We start from the raw sequence: 22,601 nt of genomic DNA on the forward strand, positions 1-22,601 counted from the left end.
CGCCTGTATGTTTACTAGTTTCCTGTAAGGATTAAGAAAAATGGCCACTATCATAGTCACGCAAGCAAACAACCTTGGTGTTTTCGAAGTGTCCGCAGGCGATATTTTCGTGATCGATCCGAGCTTGATGAGCGATATCCAATTTATCCTAGCTGCAGGTGAGGTAGCTCCGGCCAGCTTCGAAATCATCATCAACGAATCGCTTCCAAACCAGTTTGCTATTTTTGTTGGAAACAGTACGGCAGAAAATGGAACACTGTATCCGGTACTTACGGTTGCGGACAGTGTTGTGGCAGGCGACGCCGCCATTGATTTTAGCTTCTCTGCTGATGCCCGTTACAACCTGGGATCGAATGTCGCGCTGAACATAATTACAGGTGATGGCAGCAGTCCAGTTGTGGAAAGCTTGAACACTGGATCCGACGGTATCATCACGGGCGACGCGACTGATGATTTGATCGATGCAAGTTTTGTGGATGAAGACGGCGATGTAATCGATGGTGGCGATGCGAACCTGCCGGGCGAGGCCCCAGACGATGATATTATCACCGCCGGCGCAGGGAACGACACCGTCATCGCTGGCGCAGGCGATGATGAGGTATTCGGAGAAGCTGGTAACGATAGCCTTTCGGGGGGCGCGGGCAACGATGTGTTGGTTGGTGACGCCGTATCCTCTTTTGCAGTTCCGTTAACAGCATATTTTATTGCGACAGGCGATAACAACCCGATCCGTCAGACGAATGCGGAGACAGGCGATATTGACGGTGACGGGCTTGCGGACTTTTTTGGTAACAGCGGTAATGGTCTGTTTGGCCTGCTACCCGCATCACAGTTTGCTGCGGCTGACGCGCTTGATGGCACGATTGACGGACTGATTTCTTTTGGCGCAGAAATTGGATCTCTTGATGGGGCCTATTTCTTCATTAATGGCGTTGATCGGAGTGATGGTGGTATCGACCTGGCCAGTAACGGGGACTATGACGGAGACGGTGTTACTGATTTTATCTTTGCGGATGATGGCTCAACGTCCTCTATCGTTGAGGACAACATCACAATGTTGTCGGGTGCTGAACTTGAGGCGGCAGACTTTTTGGATGGGGTCGTTGATCTTGACCTAGTGCCTCAGTTGGCAAACAGCTACCGAATTATTGGTGATCCCGCTCAGTCAAATGCGACCCGCGTTGGTGATAAGATTAAGCTCGACGGTGATTTTAGCGGTGATGGCATTTCTGATCTATTTTTCAGTGAAAGCCGGAACACGGACGAGGGCACCAGTGCTGGAAAGGTCTTTGGCCTTGCCTCATCGGATCTTGCAGCTGCAGATGCGGCTGACGGTACCGTTGATGTGATCATCAGCACGGTCAATATTTCTGATCAGGCATCTTCGTTTTCAGCCGTCGCGCGCGGGGCGGCGCTAGCGGGCACGGAGTTGTCATATGCGGGTGACATGGATGGCGACGGGGCGGATGAAATTGTGTTCGGTACGGTCGGCGGTCAAGGTGGCGCGGCTTTTGTCCTGTCTTCCCAAGATATCGCTGACGCGGACGCGGCTGACGGCACAGTTGACGGGCAAATCCGCACTGACGATGCTATCACGTCTCAAGCCAACTCGTTTGAAATCTATCAAAACGCAAGCATTGGGTCTCTTACCCGCTCGGATATTTCCGCAAGTGAAGATTTCAACAACGATGGTATTAATGACATTGTCCTCGTAAACGAGGGTTCTGCACAGATTTTGAACGCAGTCAAAGTGATTGATGGTGCGACTTTTGCGGCAGCTGATGGGCTTGATGGCGCGGTAGACGGTGAGGTCGATGTGAACCTCGCTGTTGGCACGGGTGAGAGCTATTCGATTGAAGCATCCGCTAACAACGAGTTGTTCTATGAGGCTACATTCGTCGGTGATACGGACGGGGGTGGGCAAGCAGACCTCGTATTTACAGCATCCCGGACCGGATTAAGTCGCACCGAACGGGGACACTATTTGATCGCGTCCGAGGACTTTGCCGCAATTGATGCAGCGGATGGCACCACCGACGGCGATATATTGGCAGAGAACTTCGCGGTCAGTGGCAACAGTTACTTCTTCTCGGACAGCGAGCGCCTCAATGGTGGTGCCACAGACTACGAGGCTATTGGTGATTTCAACGGTGACGGGTTGGCTGACCTCGTCTTGCGTGTGCCGAATATCATTGGTGGCGCTGGACATGCACTCATTCCGACCAACCAGATGGAGGTCTTCGACCTTCTCGATGGGGTAGATGACAACATTATCGACACAACCTTAATCCCCGGTACGGCAAGTGCTGAAGCCATTGGTGACGACATACTTGACGGTGGCGAAGGAGATGATGATCTGTCGGGTAACGCCGGTGACGATAGCCTGTCTGGCGGTAATGGTGATGATACCCTTTCGGGCGGGACAGGGACGGACCTTATCGACGGGGGTGACGGCGCGGACACATTGGTCGATGATACAGCCGGTACGATTACCGTGTCTGTGGATACTGCCGGTGACGGAACTGTGTTGGAAAGCGACGGCAATACCACTGACACCGTAACCTCGGTAGAGACATTTATCGCACAAGAGAATGTTGGTGATGACGTTATCACCATTGCCAACGACGATCCTGTCACGGGCATTGCGTTTACCGCCGCGGACGTTCAGGGGCTTGATGATACTTCCGCAGGCACCATCACTTCGGCGGACGGTGCGATAGTCTCGTTTGGTCCGGCTGAGACGTTGCAACTGTCGGATATCCTTGCGGACCCACCTTTTGTTGGAACGATCCAGATCACGGCTGGTGACGAGACAGGGCAAGTGGGGAACATCTCGTTTGAGAACTTTGAAGAAATTAACTTCGCCTTCGTCTGCTTTACCCCAGGCACCGGTATTGCCACACCAAATGGGCTGAAGGCGGTTGAGACGCTTCGCGAAGGCGACCGCGTTGTCACGCGTGATAACGGGATTAAGCGGGTCACGTGGGCCGGATCCAAGGTGCTGACAGCTGAAAATCTGCGGGAACATGATGAATGGTGTCCAATCATAATTCGGCGCGGCGCCCTTGGCGATGGCTTGCCTGAACGTGACATGAAGGTAAGCCCCAATCACCGGATGCTTTGGACGGGTGGCAAACTAGAACGCGTCAGTGGAGAAAGCGAAGCCTTGATGCCCGCAAAATTTCTCGTTGGGTTGCCAGGTATCGAAAGAGCCGCACCTACGTCAGTGGCCTATCATCACTTTATGTTCGAGCAGCATGAGATCGTGCTTGGAGACGGTGCGTGGTCCGAGAGCTTTCAGCCGGGGGAATACTCGCTTGCTGGTATTGATCGCGATCAGCGCGAGGAAGTTCTTGATCTCTTTCCTACGCTGCGCAGTCATCGGGGTCTGAACGACTATGCCGCCGCACGTTATGCCCTTGCCCGTTGGGAGGCTGCGGTCGTTGTGAAGTGAGCTGTTGATGGGGTTGGCAGGGGTATTGAGGTGAGACGCTTTGACTAACGCAGGTGAGGTATGCGTCCCTTGAGTTCTAGCGACATCAGGTGGCGCAATATGGCGTCGAGCTGCCCCAATTCCTTTCCAAGAAGACAGTTTGTGGAAAGGCCACTATCGCTTCCAAGCAGAAATCGTACTGTGCAGTGAAGTCCGGCGCGCAGATCCAACAAACATTTTCGCCTGAAACTTCTGTTAGGAAAGGCCGCCCTTATTTCGTGACCAAACTTAGTTACGGTCTTACGATGTCTTCGAACCGCTTAACGCTTTGCAAACTCGTCAAAAGTAAGAGTGTATTTCACTCAATTCGATGAGGGCAGGGCGATGCCAATTTTCAACGCAAACCAGATTTATTTCGGTAATTTCGCCGATATGGACCCGACCGAGGCGTCTTCATCCGACATCAACAACACCGTGAATGAATTTCAGACGGTTAGCGGTTTTGGTACGGGCGTCACGTTTAACAAGACAACTTTGAGCATCATTGCGGTGGCGCAGAACGACACAGTTCGGGAAGGCAACATCAACAAGCTAGAGAGCAACGACTTTCAGGCCCGCCCCTCAAATCCGCTTAACGCAGACACGTACACCTATGATTTGGGTGCGGGCACCACGACATCTGAGATTGACTCATTTTTCATTTGGAATGTCGCTGTAACGCTTGGTGACAACACGAGCTCGCAAATGACGTTGGTTTTTGTGCAGCTTACAAACGGTGATGTATTCAGTCACGATGCAACCCAACTGGATGGCCTGAACATTCAAAGCATTCGGCTGGTGAGTTATGTTGGCGGGGATTATTACGGAGCGGGCGGTAGTCGCAGTATTGATGGGTCACGCATTGTTTGTTTTGCCGAAGGGACGATGATCGCGACACCGGGTGGTGACATTCCTATCGAAAAGCTCCGCGTCGGTGATCTGATAACGACCGCTGATAATGGATCACAGCCTATCGCGTGGATTGGGTCTCGTAAGGTGACTACGATTGAACTGGCGCATTCGCCGAAGCTACGCCCGATTTGTATTCAAGCGGGTGCGCTTTGCGAAAACACTCCACGTCAAAACTTGATCGTGTCCCCGCAACACCGGATTTTAGCGAATGCGGCTCTGACGAAGCGCATGTTCGCGCAGGATGAGGTTCTTTTACCAGCCAAACATTTGCTCGAGTTGGGGGGGATTGCGGTGCTGAATGACCTAGAGCCCGTAACTTATTGGCACTTCGCATGTCATGCGCATCAGGTTATTTTTGCGAACGATACAGCTACTGAAAGTATGTTAATTGGGTCCGAAAGTCTAAAGGCGATGTCGCAGGAAGCGCGGGAGGAAATTCATACCATTTTCTCTGCACTCTATGGCGGGCCAAAGGAGGCTATGCCGTCGGCCCGAGTGATTGCAAAAGGCTCAAAGGCCAAACATTTCGTTGCTCGGCTTCACAAAAATCGCAAGTCGTTGGTAGTTCACTAGAAGCCAAAACTTAGATTGGCGTTTCACAAAGCAGAGTAATTTTTGGTTCCCACACGCCGTAGAATTAGCGCCTAGCCCGTATACAGATCGATGCCTTAGATGTGCGTAAGCGCTGTCAGGAGAAGACGATGGCTTTGGCGTCTATTTAAAATTTTTATAAACCAACCCGCAGCCTACCATGAGCATGCATAGGTCAGACCTATATCCAGGTGTTAAACCTAGAGTAAATCGTTGCTCAAAAGTGAAGTTGGCTGGGATGGTAGGATTCGAACCTACGGTACACTGTACCAAAAACAGTTGCCTTACCACTTGGCTACATCCCAACGCTGAGCGGTTATCTACTTCGATGGTTTGACTGGTTCAAGGGGGGAAATGACAAATTACTATCTAAATTTAGAGATAGACTTTAGATCGTCTGGTCATATGCCCCTACGCTTGGTTCTGTACGGATGATTGCATCGATGTCTGCAAAGATATTACGCATCTCTGCTTCTGATTCCGGACTTTCGCAGACGACTACAAGGTTGGGTGTGTTTGAACTTGCCCGTACCAAGCCCCAAGCGCCGTTATCCAAGATGATGCGTGCGCCGTTGACGGTTACAACATCTTTGATTGCCCGTCCGCCGATTGTGCCACCTTGCTCAAAATGTGCGGTAATCTTCGCAACGATCCGGTCGAGGGCCGCGTATTTCTCGGTATCCGCACAGTAGGGGGACATTGTCGGTGTGGCCCATGTCCGCGGCAGTGCTTTTCGGAGGTCAGACATTTTGGCGTTAGGATTGCGGTCCATGAGTTTACAGATTTCAACGGCCACTCGCATCCCGCAGTCGTAGCCACGCCCGATTGGTTCAGCGAGGAAGTAGTGACCGGATTTTTCAAAACCTGCCAACGCGCCCAGTTCTTTTACACGGCGCTTCATGTGGCTGTGGCCGGTTTTCCAATAGTCAGCCTTAGCGCCATTCTTCTGAAGTACTGGGTCTGACGCAAAAAGGCCGGTTGATTTCACATCCGCTACAAACAGCGCATCTTTGTGTAATTTGGACAGATCGCGCGCCATGATGACGCCGACTTTGTCCGCAAATATTTCCTCACCCTCATCATCGACAACACCGCATCTATCACCGTCCCCATCAAAGCCGAGCGCTAAGTCCGCCCCTGTTGCCAGCACGGTTTTGGACATATCGTGCAGCATTTCCATGGCTTCTGGGTTCGGGTTGTAATGGGGGAAGCTGTAGTCAAGTTCAGTATGGCTATGAACCACCTCAACGCCGATACGTTCAAACAGATCGGGTGCAAAGGCCGCTGCTGTGCCGTTGCCGGTGGCGCATACCACTTTAAGCGGTCTGCTCATTTTGAAATCACCCACAAGGTCATCAAGATAAGCCTCGCGTACCCCGTCCACAAATTCATATTGCCCACCGGCGCGTGGCACACCTTCACCGTTTAGGACGATGTCGCGGAGCTCACTCATTTCATCAGGGCCATGGGTGAGGGGGCGTTCAAACCCCATTTTGACCCCTGTCCAGCCGTTTGGATTATGGCTTGCAGTAACCATTGCGACTGCTGGTGCATCAAGGTGGAACTGAGCAAAATAGGCCATTGGCGAGACCGCGGGACCGATGTCTTTGACGTGAATGCCAGCTTGCATAAGCCCAAGCATGAGCGCGTTTTTGATCGAAAGCGAATAATCCCGATAGTCGTTGCCCACTGCAATCACGGGCTCAATCCCGCGGCGATGCATTTGGGTGCCAAGCCCCAATCCCAACGCGGTTATGCCCGGCAGGTTGATGTCATCCGGGTATTTCCAACGTGCGTCATATTCGCGAAACCCCGTCGGGGTGATCATTGCATCACGTAGGAACGACCAAGTGTTTGGCGCGACGGTTGGGTGTGGTTTGACCATGAGGATGCTGTCCGATCAGAGGCGTATAAGGTTTGACTTTGCCAATTGGTCGAACGCGGCCCAGCTTTCGATCAACGCAGGCATGTCGCGCAAATAGATCATGTTAGGCCCGTCGCATGGCGCGTTGTCTGGGTCTTCGTGAGTTTCGGTAAAGAGGGCCGCAATGCCAAGCGAAACGGCGGCACGTGCCAATACAGGGGCCAACTCACGCTGCCCGCCAGACGCAGAGCCCAAGCCACCGGGTTTGGCGACTGCATGGGTGGCATCCATCACAACCGGATAGCCTGTTTTGGCCATTTCAGGCAGCGAACACATGTCGACCACAAGGTTGTTGTAACCAAAAGATGCGCCGCGTTCTGTCAACAACAGTTTGTTGTTTCCTGTGCTTTCTACTTTGGCGACCACGTTCGCCATGTCCCAAGGTGCCAAAAACTGACCCTTCTTGATGTTGATCGCGGCACCTGAGCGGCCTGCTGCCAGCAAAAGTGCGGTTTGGCGGCACAAGAATGCAGGGATTTGCATGACATCGACAACGCTTGCCACAGGCTCACATTGGTCTTCGCTATGAATGTCTGTGATCACGGGGCATCCGATTGCGTTGCGAACCCCCTCAAGAACGGCCAGCCCTTTATCAAGCCCAAGCGGGGCAGGCGCATTTAAAGACGTGCGGTTGGCTTTATCGTAGCTTCCTTTGAACACATATTGCACACCCGCTGTGGCGCACGCTTCGGCAAGGGTGCCCGCGATCATTTGCGCATGGTCAGCACTTTCAAGTTGGCATGGCCCTGCAATCAAGGTGAGGGGGGCGTCGTTAGAAACGGACAGTGCCCCTACGTTTACGGTTTTCATTAGCTTGTCACCTGTTCTCTGAGGATGGACGCAGTTAGCGAAATCATCAGATAGATACCAGCAAAAATCAGGAATGCCAGAATGGTGTTCTCAAACTTGCGCGGATAGCTCGCCTCGTCCGGGGGAACAGGGGCCACGGCAATTGACAGATAGCGGACCTGCCGTTCGGCCTCGACCCGCGCCGTTTCGAGTGATTGCAGTGATTGTTGCAACAGGGCCGTGCGGGTTTGGTAGTCTTCTTCAGCGGCGCGCAACTCTGCATTCTTGCGTGCTTGGTTGTTCGCATCGCCCCCCGTGGATGTCATTTGCGCCTGCACGTCAGCGATTTTTTCTTCAAGGCGTCGGATTTCGGCGCGGGTGCCATCGACGCGGGCTTGGTTGGGGCGGCGATTATCAAGCAGACTGGCCAGCGTGAGCTCTTTTTCCAAAAGCAGCGATTGCAGTTGTTGCATCTCGCTTTGCAACAGCGCGTTAGCCGCAGCAGGGTCTAGAACACCAAGACTTTCTTGCAGGCGCGTCACACGAGATAGCGCCTCAACCCGTTCGGCTTCCGCAGCCTCATAGCTTTCACGTGCGCCTTTCATGGCGTCTTCACGCACACGCAGCGAGATATTGTCGACGCGCTCCTCAGCATAGGCCACGAGCCGTTCTGCGAACAGCGCACTGGTTTCAGGATCTGCTGCGATAACCTCCATGCGCACAATCCCTTCGGTGGGATCATAACCGATCTTCACTTTCTTTTTGTACAGCTTATAGGCCGCAGAATTAGTGGTATCAGGTGCAAGGCGCTTTAGGGTATCAATATTCTCTTGTGAGAAATGCTCCTTAAACCCAAGGTCTTCATCAAGCCGGAGCATCGCCTCGGGCGATTGTAGATACCCTTGTACGGCGATGCTGTCTTGGGACGTGGCGATGGGCGAGCCCCCGAAAAGGCTTGCGGCACCGGACGCGCCTGGTGGCTCTGCTTGCTGGATTAGGAACTCGGATTTGGTGGCGTACATTGGTGTCGCGAGAACATAGAAATAATACCCCGCGATCAATGTGGGCAAAAAGACAAAGGCGCTTAGTCGCGAGATCAAAAGCAGTAGTTTGCGACGGCGGCGTTTTGCGATGTCTTGTTGGATGCGCCTAATTTCGAGGGCGCGATCGTCCGGCGACGCCATCTCGGTTGCGGGTAGCTGTGCTTTGCCGTTTTGGGTGGTTTGGGGCAATTGAATACGCCCAAGGGCTTGGCGCACCGCTTCTTCATCGCGGACCGTGTTGCCTCTCTGGGCCACGTTTGAAGCTGCGGCGGCTTCGTGGCTACCGCTCTCAGGCATGACCAAATCAAGCGTGTTGGCCCGTTGAAACGGATCAATCCCCTTTTCGCGCAGCAACCTGATTGCATCAAAATCGGATGTGGGTGCAAGCCCGTGTTTTTGTGCTACGCGTCGCGCCATGCGCAGCTGACGGCCGGTCAGCCCCTCTTGGCGGATCGCATCAAGCGGCCCCTCAACGGCCTTGAGCGGAGTAGTACCTTGCGGTGTCGGTGTTTCGGCCGCTGCCTGATCTGGTGCGGGCGTTGCGCCTTGAACGGGGCGGCGGATCCTAAACTTTTGCGCCTTGGGTTTGGTAGTCATAAAGTTGCTTAGCCTCTTCCAAGGTTTCAAACATATTCAATTGGCCGTTCATCAAAACGGCGGCTTGTTTGGCGTGTTTTTCCAAAGTCTCTGCTTGGTGCGACACGATGATAACGGTCGTTGTCCTGAACCGCTCTTTCAAGATTTCTGCGGCTTTGCGGTTAAAGTTCACATCCGTGGTTGACGGCATTCCCTCATCAATGAGGTAGACATCAAAATCGAGCGCAAGCATTAGCGCAAAAGTAAAACGCGCCCGCATGCCTGACGAAAAGGTGCCGACAGGCATGTCGAAATATTCGTCGATGTCACACATCCAGCGGCAAAATGCTTCGACATAATCGGGGTCCAGCCCGTAAAGCCGTGCGATATACCGTGAGTTGTCCATGGCCGTGTGTCTGTTGGTCACGCCGCCCATAAAGCCCAAAGGAAACGAGATGCGGCAACTGCGCCTGATCTCGCCCTCATCTGGTTTTTCGAGCCCCGCCATCATGTTGATCAGGGTTGTCTTGCCGGTGCCATTAGGCGCAAGGATGCCCAAGGATTTGCCAAGCTCGACCCGAAAGCTCACCCGATCCAGGATCACTTTACGCTGTGTCCCCGTCCAGAATGATTTGCTGACATTTTCAAACTCGAGCATTGGCTCCGGTTCCTGACACTACACCTCGCGCTCGGTAACGGTACAAAGCGGGTTTCTTCCGCCAATCAATAGGAACGCAATTGGGCATTATTATGTCTGTTTTTGAAAACAATTGCCACGTTTCGGGCGGACTGGTTAAACGAAAAAGGGCCCCAGCGGTGACTGGAGCCCTTCAAATTGTGCGAAAATCCGCTGGTGGTCCGGTTAGGCTTGCTGTTTCTCAACCCGCAACAATTTACCTGCGATGAATGACGCCACGGCAGCAAAGAAGCTAAAGAGTGCCCCCATTTTCGCAGCGTCTTGAACGGGCCCAGCGTCAAAGGCCACTGAGGCCACAAAAAGCGAAACCGTAAAGCCGATAGCCGCCACAAAACCAATCACGATCAGATCAACAAGGCGCATCCCTTGGGGCAGCCCAAGTCCCAGAGGGCGTGCTGCGATCCATCCGAAGATAAAGATACCAACAGGCTTACCAATCAGCAGACCCGCAAGAACAAGCCATGTCGCATCGCCAATAGAGCTAAACTCAACACCGGCATTCAGCAGACCAAAGAAGAACAAAATAATCTCAACGGGGTGCTTCAACGCGTGCTCGATTTTGTTGAGCAAGTCCGTCAAATACTGTTCGGCCTCGCTGAAAATACCAAAAGCGCGGTCAGCGTGCGGAATGGTTGGCACGATCGGCAAAAGGCCCAATGCAGGGTGAAGGCCCGACCGCATGAAGCCGTACCAGCTGATGCAGGCAGCAATGGCATAGGGCAGGAAATGCAGCTTAGTGCGTACCCATGTGCTGACAGGGCGCATTTGGTTTCCTCTGTCCATTTTGCGCGGCAGCCAGTTGGCCAAGAGAAACACACCGATGGCAGCGCCAAATGAGGCCAGCAGCCAAACCGGAGCCAATTCGCCAGATGGGTAGAAAATCGCCAAAATGATAAGGCCAGCAGCATCATCTGCGATTGCCAGCAACAACAAAAAGCGTACCGCAGGGTGGCCTGCGCCAAACACAAGGCGTCCAACGAGGTAGCTGAATGCGATGTCTGTTGCCGTTGGAATTGCCCACCCGTTAGCGACTGCGCTGAACTTGTCTTCACCAAGCAAAAACGCCAACCCAAGGTACACAGAAATCGGGCCGACCATACCGCCGAGTGTGGCAAACAAAGGTGTTGCCGCTTTTTTGCCACGCAGTGAGCCTTCCTTGAGGATCACGGCCTCCCAGACCTCTTTTGCGGCGATTGCAAAGAACAGTGCCATCAAAATATCGTTCACCAGATAGTGAAGGGTGAGGGTGCGATGCCCATCATGAAGGTGCCCGATCGGCGCATGATCCCAAATAGTGAACTCTACGAAATGGTGGTAGCTTTCGGCGTTAATGTTTGCCCAAATCAGCGCGATCAATGCTCCGGCAATGAGCAAAAGCGAGTAGTTGGTGACGAAATTCCAGACGCGGTACATGGTGTCTTCCCGTATTATTGTGCCAGCTGCCTACGCCAACTGGTTCAACGGTTCAACGCCCATTGCGTCAGGCGATCGCCTGCCAGACCAACCCTGCGCTGACGGAACCGACGAATGCCAGTCCAAGATATGCTGCGAAAACTTTGCGTTTCACGAGCGCGTAGACTGCAATCGCTGCGGGGATACAGCTTACGCCACCGGCCATCATAAATGACAGCGCTGCCCCTTGTGACATGCCTCGATCCACCAAGCCTGCAACAAGTGGGACCGCTGCGTAGCCGTTGAGATAGGCAGGACCGCCCAGGATTGCACCAAGAATGACTGGCTGCACGCCTTCACCGCCCAAAAAGCCCGCGACAAATTCGGCCGGGACATAGCGCGTCATCATAGCCTCAAAAATATACGCGATGAGCAGCCATTTGAACAAGAACGCCCCGTTAGTGAGGGTGGTTTCACGGAAAGTAGCAGTGCGGTCAGCTTCGCCCCAGAATTTCCATTGCGGCTTTTGATCAAACCCCGAAGGACCAGATGATTTTGAGCAGCAAGACTTCACAGGCGCAATCTTCAGTGGGTCGCTGAAGACGGCTGTGCCAGATAGCAGCTGCGTGACCAGACCGCCGCCGATGCCGACACTGATTGCCGCAACGGTTTTTGCGATTGCAAAGTCAAAGCCAAGGGCGGATCCGGTGATTGCGAATTGGGCAGGGTCCATCAATGGCGATGCTAACCACAGTGCCATGACCGCCCCAAGTGGCGCCCCAAGCGCCAAAAGCGCGGAAACAAACGGAATAACCTCGCACGAACAAAACGGCGCCACCCCCCCGACAATTGCGGCGAATATAATCATGCGAACCGGTGGGCCGGTGAAAGCTTTGGCCACCAGCCCTTCGGCGCCAGTGGCCTTGAGGTAAGCTACGGAAAAGATTGCAAATAAGATAAATGGCGCTGTGTGTGCCAAGCTGCCAAAACCGCTGGCGATTACGGGGCCAAGGGCGTTCAGATCGAAGAAGGCAAGAACTGCAAGTGCTGCCAAAGTGACAAGAATTGCTTTGTCCGCCCCGCGCCAAAGTGCTGCAGGTTTGATCGCGCTCGACCGTGTTTGGGATGCGTCGCTCATGATGTAGCCTTTGTATTGTTTGGTACTGCTTGGCCTTGGATGTCGGAACAGCATTCGCCGTCGCTACATTTACAATCTGGACCACACTGACATGCGGGGCCACAGGCACAGCAATTGGCCATCAAAAACCCGCAGAGCGCCTCTATATCGTCGTAGGCGGCCCCAACCGAAATAATTGAACGCCCGTGTTTTTGCTGTTGGATTAGACCCGCTGCCGCAAGAATTTTCATGTGATGTGTGAGTGTTGAGCCCGAGACGTCCGACCGCTCTGCCAGCTCTCCAATGCTGAGCCCTTTTGGTCCGGCTTGCACCAGAACACGGAGCACACCCAAGCGTTGTTCGCTGCCTAACGCGGCAAACGTGGATGCAGCTACTGTTAGGCTGAGACCAGTGGAGGTGGCGGGGTGCAGGGCGCTTTCATGTTTCATGCCCTAAATTTCGAAGATATTCGAAATAATAGCAAGCGTTATTTCGAGAAATTTCGAAATGACTTACCTGCGCGCATCTTTCACCTTGTTTGATCGTGGTGAAATCACTACCCCGATGACCGAGCTATACCTTCCAAACATGAGGCCCCCATGTCCAAGACGCCCGTTGATATCGCTTTTGAAAATATGGATGCCTCTGATGCGGCGCGTTTACGGTTTTATGAGCGGTTAGCGGATGCAGAGTTGTTTATGCTGTTGCTTCAAGAGGCAGACGGTGAAGACGTTGAGCCAGACGTGTTCGATGTTGAGGGCGGACAGTTCGTATTGGTATTTGATCGCATTGAACGGCTGACTGCATTTGCGGAAAGGCCTGTGCCTTATGTTGCTGTGTCGGGACGCATATTGGCTGCGATGTTAAGCGGACAAGGCATTGGGATGGGTGTCAATTTGGGGCAGTCGTCCGAAATATTGATACCAAGCGATGCGGTTGAATGGTTGCATGCGACACTTGGAAATCTGCCAACAGAAGTCACCGCGACGCCGAAAGAGATTACACCGCCCAAGGGGCTGCCAGAAGATTTGATCGCGGCACTTGATGCAAAGCTGGCAACTGCCACGGGGCTTGCGCAAAAGGCTGTGTTAGTTGGTGTCACTTATGATGACGGATCACGTGGGCATATGCTGGCATTTATTGATGTGGCGGCGGGTGCCGAGAATGCGCTGGCGCGCGCTGTTGGTGAAGCGCTGACGTTCTCGGGGCTTGAGGCGGGTGTCTTGGATGTAGCGTTTCTTGCCTCCCGCGATCCAAGTGTGTCTGCGCTTCTGGCCGAGGGGCTGCAATTTGATCTGCCAGAGTTGTTGATGCCTGAGGCGCCAAAAGCACCCGGGATGGACCCTGCAAATCCGCCGAAACTGCGCTAAGTGGTTGGATGCTGGTGCGAGACGCTGTCTCGCGCTCTGGGATATTTTGAACAGAAGAAGATGAGAGGCCGTTCGTGATGAGCCAACCGATGATCGAGATGATGTGGGTAGAGGGGGCGGATACGTCGCTTGGGTTGCCGGCGTATGAGACGACGTTGGCAGCCGGTGCTGATCTGCGGGCCAACTTGCCAGACCGCGGTGCGCTGGTGCTTGAGCCTGCGGCGCGCGCGCTTGTTCCGACAGGGCTGTGCATGGCAATTCCTGCGGGTTTTGAGGTGCAGATACGGCCGCGCAGTGGTTTGGCGCTTAAGCACGGGATTACGCTACTAAACAGCCCCGGCACTATTGATGCTGATTACCGCGGTGAAGTAGGGGTCATCGTGCTGAACACATCGTCTGAGCCTTTTGTGATTAGGCACGCTGATCGCATCGCGCAAATGGTTGTGGCGCCAGTTGTTCAGGGTGAATTCAAAGTGGTAAGCGCACTTGGGCAAACGGCGCGTGGTAGTGGTGGCTTTGGTTCGACGGGGCGCAGCTGATGTTAGTTGTCTTTTCAATGGCCGCGTTTTTGTGGGTGTTCGGCATCATCACCCAAACGCCGAAACAAGCACGCTGGATCATGATCGGTTTGTTGTTTGTTGCTGTTTTAGCGGTGCACATCATTTTGCCAAATGGTCACCCGCTGCGCGAGGGCACCGGTGGCGATGCGCGGCTGTGGATATTGCTGGCGGCTTTCGTGGGGCTTGTTCTGGCTTACCGCCGTGGTTTGTTGTGGATCAGAGCGCGCACAAATCCCGTCAGTTTTGAAGTTCCTGAAACTGGCCAGCTATTTGCGGACGTAGAGTTGGAACGCGCCGCACGTCACATCGTGTTGCGAGAGATCGGTGGCGTTGGTCAGAAGTCTCTAAAAGAGGCGAAAGTTTTGGTGATTGGGGCTGGCGGCCTTGGGGCGCCCGCTTTGATGTATCTGGGTGCTGCGGGCGTTGGTACGCTTGGAATTATTGATGATGATATTGTCGAAAACACCAACCTACAGCGCCAAATCATACACAATGATGCGGCAATCGGCATGCCCAAAGTGTTCAGCGCTGCGGCGCGCTTAAAGGCGCAAAACCCTTTTGTCACGGTGCGCCCGTATAACCGCCGCCTGACTGCTGATATGGCGGAAGACTTAATTGCGGATTACGATCTGGTGCTTGATGGCAGCGACAATTTTGACACTCGTTATTTAGTGAACGAGACCTGCCAGAAGCTCGGTAAGCCGTTGATTGCCGCAGCGCTGACCCAATGGGAAGGGCAGATCAGCACGTATGTTCAGGGTGGGCCGTGTTACGCTTGCGTGTTCCCTAAAGCACCTGACAGCAAGCTTGCGCCAAGCTGTGCAGAAGCTGGCGTGGCGGGGCCTTTACCCGGCGTTATCGGGGCGATGATGGCTGTTGAAGCGGTGAAAGAGATAACTGGCGCGGGCGAGGGGTTGTCGGGATCAATGCTGATCTACGATGCGCTTTATGCGCAAACGCGCCACATCAAAATTACACGCAATAAGAATTGTACCGTGTGCTGCAGCGCGACGTAGCCGCTTACATCGCGGCGCGTGCGTGCCTACATAAAACTAAAGCGTAGTTTACCGGAGAGATATTATGACCGCATTGACCACATGGACCGAACCTTTTGACATGCCGGCTTTCTCGAAGGTGCGCGATGACATGTTTGCGCCGGCTTTCGAGGCGGCATTGGCCGAGGCGCGTGCGGGTGTGGCAGCAATTGCAGCTGACCCCGCACCTGCTACGTTTGAAAACACGATTGAGGCAATGGCCCGCGCGGGTGAAGATCTCGATAAGGTCTTATCAATCTTCTACACGATTTCTGGCGCTGTCTCTAACGATACCCGAGAGGCACTGAGCCGCGATTTCTCACCTGCTTTGGCAGATTACAGTTCTGAGATTTCTTTGAATGCGGACCTTTTCGCGCGGTACCAAGCGCTTTGGGATCAGCGTGCCAATTTAGATTTAACCGCCGAACAAGCCCGCGTTTTGGAGCTGAGCTACAAAAACTATGTGCGGGCAGGGGCGCCCTTGGAGGGGGACGACCGTGCGCGCTACGCAAAGATCAAATCACGCCTTGCCAGCCTTGGAACCGCGTTTGGTCAGAACCTTCTGTCTGATGAGCGGACTTGGTTTATGGAGCTTACCCAAGCTGATCTGAACGGCCTGCCGGAATTTGCGGTCGATGCAATGCGCGCAGCGGGACAGGAAAAAGGCGTAGACGGCCCCGTTGTCACCCTTGCTCGCTCAATCATCACACCGTTTTTGCAGTTTTGTCCGAACCGTGATTTGCGCAAAGCGGCTTATGAAGCTTACGTGGCGCGCGGTGCAAATGGGGGCGAAACGGATAACCGCGCACTGGCAAATGAAATGCTTTCGTTGCGCCATGAACTGGCACAAATGTTGGGCTATAAAGACTATGCGGCCTACAAGCTGGAAGTTGAGATGGCGGGCGATGCTGATGTAGTTCGTTCGTTATTGATGGATGTGTGGGCCCCTGCAAAGGCGGCGGCGGACGCAGATGCGATTGTTCTTGAGCAGATGCTTGTCGCAGATGGTCACGCAGGACCAATTCAGGCGTGGGACTGGCATTATTATGCAGAGGCTCGTCGCAAGGCAGAGCATGATTTGGATGAGGCTGAATTAAAGCCCTACCTACAGCTTGACCGTATGATCGAGGCTGCGTTTTCTTGCGCATCCCGGCTGTTCAATCTGTCTTTTGAGCCTGTCGAGCTGGATTTGTATCACGAAGATTGCCGTGCGTGGAATGTGACGCGCAACGGTAAGCATATCGCGGTGTTCGTGGGGGATTATTTTGCGCGCGGGTCAAAGCGTTCTGGTGCATGGTGCTCTGCGATGCGGGCGCAAAACCGGATGGACAAAGAAGTCCGCCCAGTTGTGTTAAACGTGTGTAATTTTGCCAAACCTTCGGGTGGACCTGCGCTTTTGTCTTATGATGACGCGCGCACGTTGTTTCATGAATTTGGACATGCGCTGCATCAGATGCTGTCAGATGTGACGTATGAAATGGTAAGTGGCACATCAGTGCCGCGCGATTTTGTGGAGCTACCGAGCCAACTCTACGAGCACTGGATGGAGGTGCCCGAAGTCTTTGAGACATTCGCTACCCACGCCATTACGGGCGCGGCGATGCCTGCGGATTTGCGGGAGCGCCTTCTTGGGGCATCGACCTACAATATGGGGTTCCAAACGGTTGAATACGTCGCCTCTGCGTTGGTTGATCTGGATTTCCACGACGGTCCACCACCTGCTGATGCGATGCAGGCTCAAGCCGAAACGCTTGACCGGATCGGGATGCCCGCCGCCATCTGCATGCGCCACGCCACGCCGCATTTCGCCCATGTGTTTGCAGGCGGTTACTATGCGGCCAGCTACTATAGTTACATGTGGTCCGAGGTTATGGATGCTGATGCGTTTGAAGCCTTTGAAGACGCGGGAAGCGCATTTGATAGCAAAACTGCCAAGGCTCTTGAGGAGCACATCTTATCAAAAGGTGGCAGTGTTGATCCGAAAGACCTGTATATTGCCTTCCGCGGCAGATTGCCTGGTGTGCAAGCCCTTCTTAAGGGGCGCGGACTGGCCGCCTAAGGGCCCATGCGCGAGCGACCTATTGGTCCGCTTGCGCCTCAGCTTCTGTTGTAGCTGTATCGTCAGCGCCTTCGATTGAGGCTGTCTCTTCGCGCAGTGCGCCATTGTCCCACTCACCGCTTGCTGTTTCGCCTGTGGCGTAGGTCATTGTGCCCGCGCCTTGGCGTTTGCCTTGAACGAACAAACCCTCATAGATGTCGCCGTTTGCGTAAGTGGCCTTGCCCTGACCGCTGATTTCGCCGCGGGTCCATTCACCCTCATAGATAAAACCATCAGGCATGGTGATTTTGCCTGTGCCTGACCGCTGCCCTGCGCTGAACGTGCCCACATAGACAGTGCCGTCTGCGTAGGTTGCGGTACCTTGCCCGTTGCGTTGCCCGTTTTCCCACGCGCCTTCATAGCGGTAGCCATCAGGGTACGTCATCACGCCTTGGCCATGGTTGCGCGCGTTTTTGAACCCGCCTTCGTAAATCAAACCATTGGTGTAGGTGGCACGCCCTTCGCCAGAAATAACGCCTGCGTCCCACTCACCCGAATAGGTGTTGCCATCTGCGTAGATGATTTCGCCGGTGCCTTCGGCCAGACCACCCACGAATGAGCCTGTGTAAACAGAGCCATCGGGATAAGTCACCACACCTTCGCCATCAATTTCGCCGCGGGTCCAGTTGCCCACGTATTTGTAGCCGTCCGTGCTTGTGAACGTGCCTTGGCCGTGGCGTGCATCATTGTTGAACGCGCCCACGTAAACATCGCCGTTTGCGTACGTTACGGTGCCTTGCCCCTGACGCTGGCCGGCTACGAAAGTGCCTTCGTAAACGTCACCGTTGATTTGGGTCAGCTTGCCGTCGCCTTCCATCTGGTCGTTGACCCATGTGCCTTCAAAAACAAGCCCATCTGCGGTCTTGAGCGTCCCGGGGCCAGCGCGCTTACCATCTGCCATCTCGCCTTCGAATACAGAGCCATCGGGGTAGGTGATTTTGGCAGAGCCGGATTTAACCCCGTCGACCCATTCGCCTTCATAGATGTAGCCGGAGGGGTCTTGCATCTTGCCGATGCCGTTGTGCCGCCCGTTTGTCACACCGCCTTCATACACGACACCGCCATCGTATAGAATGAGGCCAGTGCCGGTCATCATACCTGCTGCCCAGTCCCCCTCATAGGTGCCGCCATCGGTGAAAGTGATTTTGCCAAAGCCGTTGGGTTGGCCGTTCTGAAACTCACCCACATACAGCGAGCCGTTGGGAAAGCGTGCCGTACCTTGGCCGCTTATCGTGCCGTTAACCCACTCGCCTTCGTACTCATATCCGTTAGGTAAAGTGTAGCGGCCCATGCCATGTTGCTTGCCGTCTTTGAAAGTTCCCTCGTAGACACCGCCATTTTCATACTGCTTTGTCTGTGTGCTTTGTGCAGCCACAGGTGCTGCGGCCAAAGAGGTGGCGGCCAAAAGGGCCGCAAGGACGGATGCGGTATTGCGCTGCACGGTAGTTCCCCCGAAAGTCTAGGCAGGGCCATTGATGCCCCTTGGCGAAAGCCTAAATCAGCAACGAGCAATGAACAACGACTTTTGCGCATCGCAAATTGGCAGGCCTTTCGCTTGGGGCTACATCTGCTAAAGCAAAGCGTGGTTTTCGAAAAAAGGGACGGCAATGTCTGATCTGGTCGGTCAAAAAGGGTCGCGTACACGCGCCGAGGATAACTTTCGGCTGACAATGGCGCAGCTAAATCCAACGGTTGGGGATTTGGCGGGCAATGCGCAGCTTGCCTTTGATGCGTGGCAAGAAGCGCGTGAGGCAGGTGCAGACCTGATCATGTTGCCTGAGATGTTTATCACCGGTTATCAGGTGCAGGATTTGGTTCTAAAGCCGCAGTTTGTGCGCGATGCGATGGCCCAGATCGGAGCGTTGGCCGCGCGTGTTAAGCACGGACCAGCGATGGCAATTGGTGGGCCGCAAAGCAAAGACGGTCAGTTGTTTAACGCGTACTATCTGCTGGATGGCGGCGAGATCACATCCGTGGGTCACAAGCATGAGCTGCCAAACTTCAACGTCTTTGACGAAGTCCGCCACTACACATCTGCGCCGCTTCAGGGACCGATGTCTGTGCGCGGTGTTCGTATCGGCTTTCCGATTTGCGAAGATGCGTGGCACGAAGATGTGGCTGAGGCGATGGAAGAAAGCGGCGCCGAGATGCTGTTTGTTCCGAACGGTTCGCCCTATTTTCGCGGTAAGTTTGATGTCCGGATGAGCCACATGGTGGCCCGTGTTGTTGAGACAGGTTTGCCGCTGGTGTACCTCAATATGGTTGGTGGACAGGACGATCAGATCTTTGATGGTGGCTCGTTTGTGTTGAACAAAGGCGGCGCACTTGCCCTTCAGATGCCCCTTTTTGATCAAGCGCTTAGTCACATTGATTTCACGCGCACCGCAGATGGCTGGCGTGCCGTGGTGGGTGAGATAACCGCGCAACCGTGCACAGAAGAACAAGATTACCGCGCCATGGTTGAGGGTCTGCGGGATTACATGGGCAAAACCGGATTTTCTAAAGTGCTGCTTGGTTTGTCAGGCGGCATCGACAGCGCGATTGTGGCGACCATCGCGGCGGATGCGCTTGGCCCTGAGAACGTGCGTTGCGTGATGTTGCCGTCTGAATATACCAGCCGCGAAAGTCTTGATGATGCCGGTGAAGTTGCGAACCTTCTTGGATGTAAGCTCGATGAGGTCAGCATTGCAGGCCCGCGCGCCGCAGTGACCGAGGCCCTTGCACCACTTTTTGCAGGACTTGATGAGGGACTGACAGAAGAGAATATTCAGTCACGCTTGCGGGGGCTTTTGTTGATGGCCCAGTCGAACAAATTTGGCGAGATGCTTTTGACAACGGGTAATAAATCCGAAGTCGCCGTTGGCTATGCGACCATCTATGGTGATATGTCGGGTGGTTATAACCCCATCAAAGATATGTATAAAACCCGCGTGTTTGAGACGTGCCGTTGGCGCAATGCCAACCACCGCCCTTGGATGATGGCCCCTGAAGGCACCGTTATTCCGCCACGTGTGATCGACAAGCCGCCGACAGCAGAGTTGCGTCCGGATCAAAAAGACAGCGACAGCTTGCCCGAGTATGAAGTTCTTGATGCGATCCTTGAAATGCTCATCGATGAGGAACGGTCGGTTGCTGAATGTGTCGCTGCGGGCTTTGACCGCGATGTGGTCAAGCGCGTCGAGCATTTGGTTTATATCAGTGAGTATAAACGCTTCCAGTCCGCGCCGGGACCAAGGCTGAGCCAAAAAGCGTTTTGGCTTGATCGCCGCTATCCGATTGTGAACCGTTGGCGCGATGGTAGCTGATGCGCTGTGCCCCCGCTTAAGGCCTGATTGGTCCCCGACAGACGGGGCCGTTGGTGCGCTGGCCGAAGTGGGGTATTTCGCAACGCATCCCGTGGGTGTCGCCGCATTGGTTCTTGCTGCGTTGTCGCTGACATGGCCGACACCTTTGATGCGGTATGCTGCGTTGGTGGTGGTGTCTTTTGCTTTGCTAGGTGAGGTTGAGACGCTCTTTGCAAATGTCACCGTCGCAGGGCAGCTTTATTCAGAGGGGTGTCGCGGCGCACCTTGGGCAACAGGGGTGCTATTGATAGCTTTGCTTGGTGCCGTGGCATGGCGAAAACTAGACAAGCGCCCAAGGGTGTGAGACATCCCGCGCGAACAGGAGAATTTCCGATGACCACGACTCGTTTTGCCCCTTCGCCCACTGGCTTTTTGCATATTGGTAACCTGCGCACTGCGCTTTTTAATTATCTGATTGCGCGCAAGAACAACGGCTCATTCATTCTGCGGATTGATGACACTGATCCAGAGCGCTCAAAGCAAGAGTATGTGGATGCGATTCAGCAAGATCTAGAATCGCTTGGCATCACATGGGACCGGATGGAGCGTCAGTCAGACCGCCTTGACCGCTATGCGGCTGAGGCAGACAAGCTGCGTGGCATTGGTCGGTTTTACGAGTGTTTCGAAACGCCTACCGAACTTGATTTGAAGCGTAAAAAGCAACTCAACATGGGCAAACCTCCGGTTTATGACCGTGCGGGTCTTTCGTTGAGTGACGCTGAGAAAGACGCGTTGCGCGCTGAGCGTTCTGGTCACTGGCGCTTTTTGCTCGACCAGTCGCGAATTGATTGGACCGATGGTATCTTGGGCGACATCAGCATTGATGCGGCATCCGTAAGTGATCCGGTTCTGATCCGTGGTGACGGTCAGGTGCTTTACACTTTGGCATCGGTTGTTGACGACACCGACATGGGCGTGACCCATGTTGTGCGCGGCTCTGATCACGTGACCAACACTGCGACCCAAATCCAGATGATCGAAGCAATCGGTGGCACTGTTCCAACTTTTGCGCACCACTCTCTTTTGACCGGACCGCAGGGAGAGGCGCTTTCGAAGCGTCTGGGCACACTTGCGCTGCGCGATCTTCGTGAACGCGGTGTTGAACCGATGGCGTTGTTGTCGCTTTTGGCGCGCATCGGCTCGTCTGATCCGGTTGAGTTGCGCGGCTCAATTGATGAATTGGTTGACGGCTTTGACATCACCAAGTTTGGCTCTGCACCGACAAAATTTGATGAGAATGATCTGTTCCCGCTGACTGCGAATGTGCTGCAAGGCCTGCCTGCTGACGCCGTGACGCATGATCTGAACGGGTTAGGTGTGCCGGCAGAGCTTCAGGCGCAGTTCTGGGCGGTTGCGAAGGATAATATCACCGTAAAGGCAGATTTGGCCCAGTGGTGGACGCTTTGTTCCGAGGGCGCAGACCCTGTTGTTGACGACGAAGATGCTGAGTTTGTTGCCCAAGCGATGGCGTTGTTGCCAGATGCTCCATTTGACGCTGAGACATGGGGTCAGTGGACATCAGCTGTAAAAGCCGAAACTGGCCGGAAGGGTCGCGGGTTGTTTATGCCATTACGCAAGGCGCTAACCGGCATGCAGCACGGCCCTGACATGTCTGCGCTTTTGCCTCTGTTGCAAGTGATCCGGGCGAAGGCTTAAAGCAGGTATAGCGGGGCGCAAGACCG

General features: G+C 54.2%; 17 protein-coding genes and 1 tRNA gene. 9 read left to right on the plus strand and 9 right to left on the minus strand.

Translation table 11 applies throughout. The features are described 5' to 3' along the window. The first annotated feature begins 40 nt into the window (after window positions 1–40). Window positions 41–3,454 (plus strand): Hint domain-containing protein, encoded by a 3,414-nt coding sequence (locus NIG5292_RS07715; RefSeq protein WP_048598939.1) that lies wholly within the window; start codon window positions 41–43, stop codon window positions 3,452–3,454. Between the two features lie 363 nt (window positions 3,455–3,817). Next, window positions 3,818–4,957 carry a Hint domain-containing protein gene (locus NIG5292_RS07720; RefSeq protein WP_048598940.1) on the plus strand — a complete coding sequence of 380 codons (1,140 nt, stop codon included), beginning with the start codon at window positions 3,818–3,820 and terminating at the stop codon, window positions 4,955–4,957. A 248-nt stretch (window positions 4,958–5,205) separates the two neighbouring features. Here NIG5292_RS07720 and NIG5292_RS07725 read toward each other — a convergent pair. The 8 genes from NIG5292_RS07725 to NIG5292_RS07760 form a co-directional block, all read right to left on the minus strand. Next, window positions 5,206–5,280, minus strand: a tRNA-Gln gene (locus tag NIG5292_RS07725). 83 nt (window positions 5,281–5,363) lie between these two features. Next, entirely contained in the window at window positions 5,364–6,860 is a 1,497-nt protein-coding gene (locus tag NIG5292_RS07730; RefSeq protein ID WP_048598941.1) for a phosphomannomutase/phosphoglucomutase, read from the minus strand. Between the two features lie 15 nt (window positions 6,861–6,875). Then, window positions 6,876–7,709: a 3-deoxy-8-phosphooctulonate synthase gene (gene kdsA, locus NIG5292_RS07735; RefSeq protein ID WP_048598942.1), complete on the minus strand. Its 834-nt coding sequence runs from the start codon at window positions 7,707–7,709 to the stop codon at window positions 6,876–6,878. Then, window positions 7,709–9,328, minus strand: coding sequence for a KpsE/RkpR family capsule polysaccharide export protein (locus tag NIG5292_RS07740; protein ID WP_048598943.1), 1,620 nt, complete (start codon window positions 9,326–9,328; stop codon window positions 7,709–7,711). Before NIG5292_RS07740 ends, kdsA begins: the two co-directional genes overlap by 1 nt. Further along, window positions 9,297–9,965, minus strand: a complete 669-nt coding sequence (locus tag NIG5292_RS07745; RefSeq protein ID WP_048598944.1) for an ABC transporter ATP-binding protein — start codon at window positions 9,963–9,965, stop codon at window positions 9,297–9,299. Before NIG5292_RS07745 ends, NIG5292_RS07740 begins: the two co-directional genes overlap by 32 nt. Before the next feature lie 204 nt (window positions 9,966–10,169). Further along, window positions 10,170–11,417 (minus strand): Na+/H+ antiporter NhaA, encoded by a 1,248-nt coding sequence (locus NIG5292_RS07750; RefSeq protein ID WP_048598945.1) that lies wholly within the window; start codon window positions 11,415–11,417, stop codon window positions 10,170–10,172. A gap of 67 nt (window positions 11,418–11,484) precedes the next feature. Continuing rightward, window positions 11,485–12,534: a permease gene (locus NIG5292_RS07755; RefSeq protein ID WP_048598946.1), complete on the minus strand. Its 1,050-nt coding sequence runs from the start codon at window positions 12,532–12,534 to the stop codon at window positions 11,485–11,487. Then, entirely contained in the window at window positions 12,531–12,962 is a 432-nt protein-coding gene (locus NIG5292_RS07760; protein ID WP_048598947.1) for an ArsR/SmtB family transcription factor, read from the minus strand. Before NIG5292_RS07760 ends, NIG5292_RS07755 begins: the two co-directional genes overlap by 4 nt. Window positions 12,963–13,112: 150 nt before the next feature. Here NIG5292_RS07760 and NIG5292_RS07765 point away from each other — a divergent pair, with 150 nt between their 5' ends. The 4 genes from NIG5292_RS07765 (at window position 13,113) to NIG5292_RS07780 (ending at window position 17,536) form a co-directional block, all read left to right on the plus strand. Further along, the gene (locus tag NIG5292_RS07765; RefSeq protein ID WP_048598948.1) at window positions 13,113–13,883 is read left to right on the plus strand and encodes an SseB family protein; all 771 of its coding nucleotides are present in this window, start codon (window positions 13,113–13,115) and stop codon (window positions 13,881–13,883) included. A 77-nt stretch (window positions 13,884–13,960) separates the two neighbouring features. Beyond that, window positions 13,961–14,422 (plus strand): dUTP diphosphatase, encoded by a 462-nt coding sequence (dut, locus tag NIG5292_RS07770; RefSeq protein ID WP_048598949.1) that lies wholly within the window; start codon window positions 13,961–13,963, stop codon window positions 14,420–14,422. Beyond that, complete coding sequence (locus tag NIG5292_RS07775; RefSeq protein ID WP_048598950.1) at window positions 14,422–15,459, plus strand: HesA/MoeB/ThiF family protein; 1,038 nt, start codon at window positions 14,422–14,424, stop codon at window positions 15,457–15,459. The genes dut and NIG5292_RS07775 overlap by 1 nt, the downstream gene beginning before the upstream one ends. A gap of 64 nt (window positions 15,460–15,523) precedes the next feature. Next, window positions 15,524–17,536 carry a M3 family metallopeptidase gene (locus tag NIG5292_RS07780; protein ID WP_048598951.1) on the plus strand — a complete coding sequence of 671 codons (2,013 nt, stop codon included), beginning with the start codon at window positions 15,524–15,526 and terminating at the stop codon, window positions 17,534–17,536. Window positions 17,537–17,555: 19 nt separating this feature from the next. On the opposite strand, the gene NIG5292_RS07785 is transcribed toward NIG5292_RS07780, so the two are convergent. Then, complete coding sequence (locus tag NIG5292_RS07785; protein WP_053084849.1) at window positions 17,556–19,016, minus strand: MORN repeat-containing protein; 1,461 nt, start codon at window positions 19,014–19,016, stop codon at window positions 17,556–17,558. A gap of 166 nt (window positions 19,017–19,182) precedes the next feature. Here NIG5292_RS07785 and NIG5292_RS07790 point away from each other — a divergent pair, with 166 nt between their 5' ends. The 3 genes from NIG5292_RS07790 to gltX are packed head-to-tail and all read left to right on the plus strand — an operon-like array spanning window position 19,183 to window position 22,575. Then, window positions 19,183–20,880, plus strand: a complete 1,698-nt coding sequence (locus tag NIG5292_RS07790) for an NAD+ synthase (protein WP_048598952.1) — start codon at window positions 19,183–19,185, stop codon at window positions 20,878–20,880. Continuing rightward, the gene (locus NIG5292_RS07795; RefSeq protein ID WP_048598953.1) at window positions 20,870–21,223 is read left to right on the plus strand and encodes a hypothetical protein; all 354 of its coding nucleotides are present in this window, start codon (window positions 20,870–20,872) and stop codon (window positions 21,221–21,223) included. Before NIG5292_RS07790 ends, NIG5292_RS07795 begins: the two co-directional genes overlap by 11 nt. Window positions 21,224–21,252: 29 nt before the next feature. Beyond that, window positions 21,253–22,575, plus strand: a complete 1,323-nt coding sequence (gltX, locus tag NIG5292_RS07800; protein ID WP_048598954.1) for a glutamate--tRNA ligase — start codon at window positions 21,253–21,255, stop codon at window positions 22,573–22,575. The last annotated feature ends 26 nt before the right edge of the window (window positions 22,576–22,601 follow it).

It is taken from the genome of Nereida ignava (genome assembly GCF_001049735.1).
In the GTDB taxonomy this organism is placed as follows: domain Bacteria; phylum Pseudomonadota; class Alphaproteobacteria; order Rhodobacterales; family Rhodobacteraceae; genus Nereida; species Nereida ignava.

What these genes read in the sequence shown, in the direction of transcription:
- NIG5292_RS07715 (WP_048598939.1), top strand. Translation starts at nt 41, where the DNA reads ATGGCCACTATCATAGTCACGCAAGCAAACAACCTTGGTGTTTTCGAA.
- NIG5292_RS07720 (WP_048598940.1), top strand. Translation starts at nt 3,818, where the DNA reads ATGCCAATTTTCAACGCAAACCAGATTTATTTCGGTAATTTCGCCGAT.
- NIG5292_RS07730 (WP_048598941.1), bottom strand. Translation starts at nt 6,860, where the DNA reads ATGGTCAAACCACACCCAACCGTCGCGCCAAACACTTGGTCGTTCCTA.
- kdsA (WP_048598942.1), bottom strand. Translation starts at nt 7,709, where the DNA reads ATGAAAACCGTAAACGTAGGGGCACTGTCCGTTTCTAACGACGCCCCC.
- NIG5292_RS07740 (WP_048598943.1), bottom strand. Translation starts at nt 9,328, where the DNA reads ATGACTACCAAACCCAAGGCGCAAAAGTTTAGGATCCGCCGCCCCGTT.
- NIG5292_RS07745 (WP_048598944.1), bottom strand. Translation starts at nt 9,965, where the DNA reads ATGCTCGAGTTTGAAAATGTCAGCAAATCATTCTGGACGGGGACACAG.
- NIG5292_RS07750 (WP_048598945.1), bottom strand. Translation starts at nt 11,417, where the DNA reads ATGTACCGCGTCTGGAATTTCGTCACCAACTACTCGCTTTTGCTCATT.
- NIG5292_RS07755 (WP_048598946.1), bottom strand. Translation starts at nt 12,534, where the DNA reads ATGAGCGACGCATCCCAAACACGGTCGAGCGCGATCAAACCTGCAGCA.
- NIG5292_RS07760 (WP_048598947.1), bottom strand. Translation starts at nt 12,962, where the DNA reads ATGAAACATGAAAGCGCCCTGCACCCCGCCACCTCCACTGGTCTCAGC.
- NIG5292_RS07765 (WP_048598948.1), top strand. Translation starts at nt 13,113, where the DNA reads ATGTCCAAGACGCCCGTTGATATCGCTTTTGAAAATATGGATGCCTCT.
- dut (WP_048598949.1), top strand. Translation starts at nt 13,961, where the DNA reads ATGAGCCAACCGATGATCGAGATGATGTGGGTAGAGGGGGCGGATACG.
- NIG5292_RS07775 (WP_048598950.1), top strand. Translation starts at nt 14,422, where the DNA reads ATGTTAGTTGTCTTTTCAATGGCCGCGTTTTTGTGGGTGTTCGGCATC.
- NIG5292_RS07780 (WP_048598951.1), top strand. Translation starts at nt 15,524, where the DNA reads ATGACCGCATTGACCACATGGACCGAACCTTTTGACATGCCGGCTTTC.
- NIG5292_RS07790 (WP_048598952.1), top strand. Translation starts at nt 19,183, where the DNA reads ATGTCTGATCTGGTCGGTCAAAAAGGGTCGCGTACACGCGCCGAGGAT.
- NIG5292_RS07795 (WP_048598953.1), top strand. Translation starts at nt 20,870, where the DNA reads ATGGTAGCTGATGCGCTGTGCCCCCGCTTAAGGCCTGATTGGTCCCCG.
- gltX (WP_048598954.1), top strand. Translation starts at nt 21,253, where the DNA reads ATGACCACGACTCGTTTTGCCCCTTCGCCCACTGGCTTTTTGCATATT.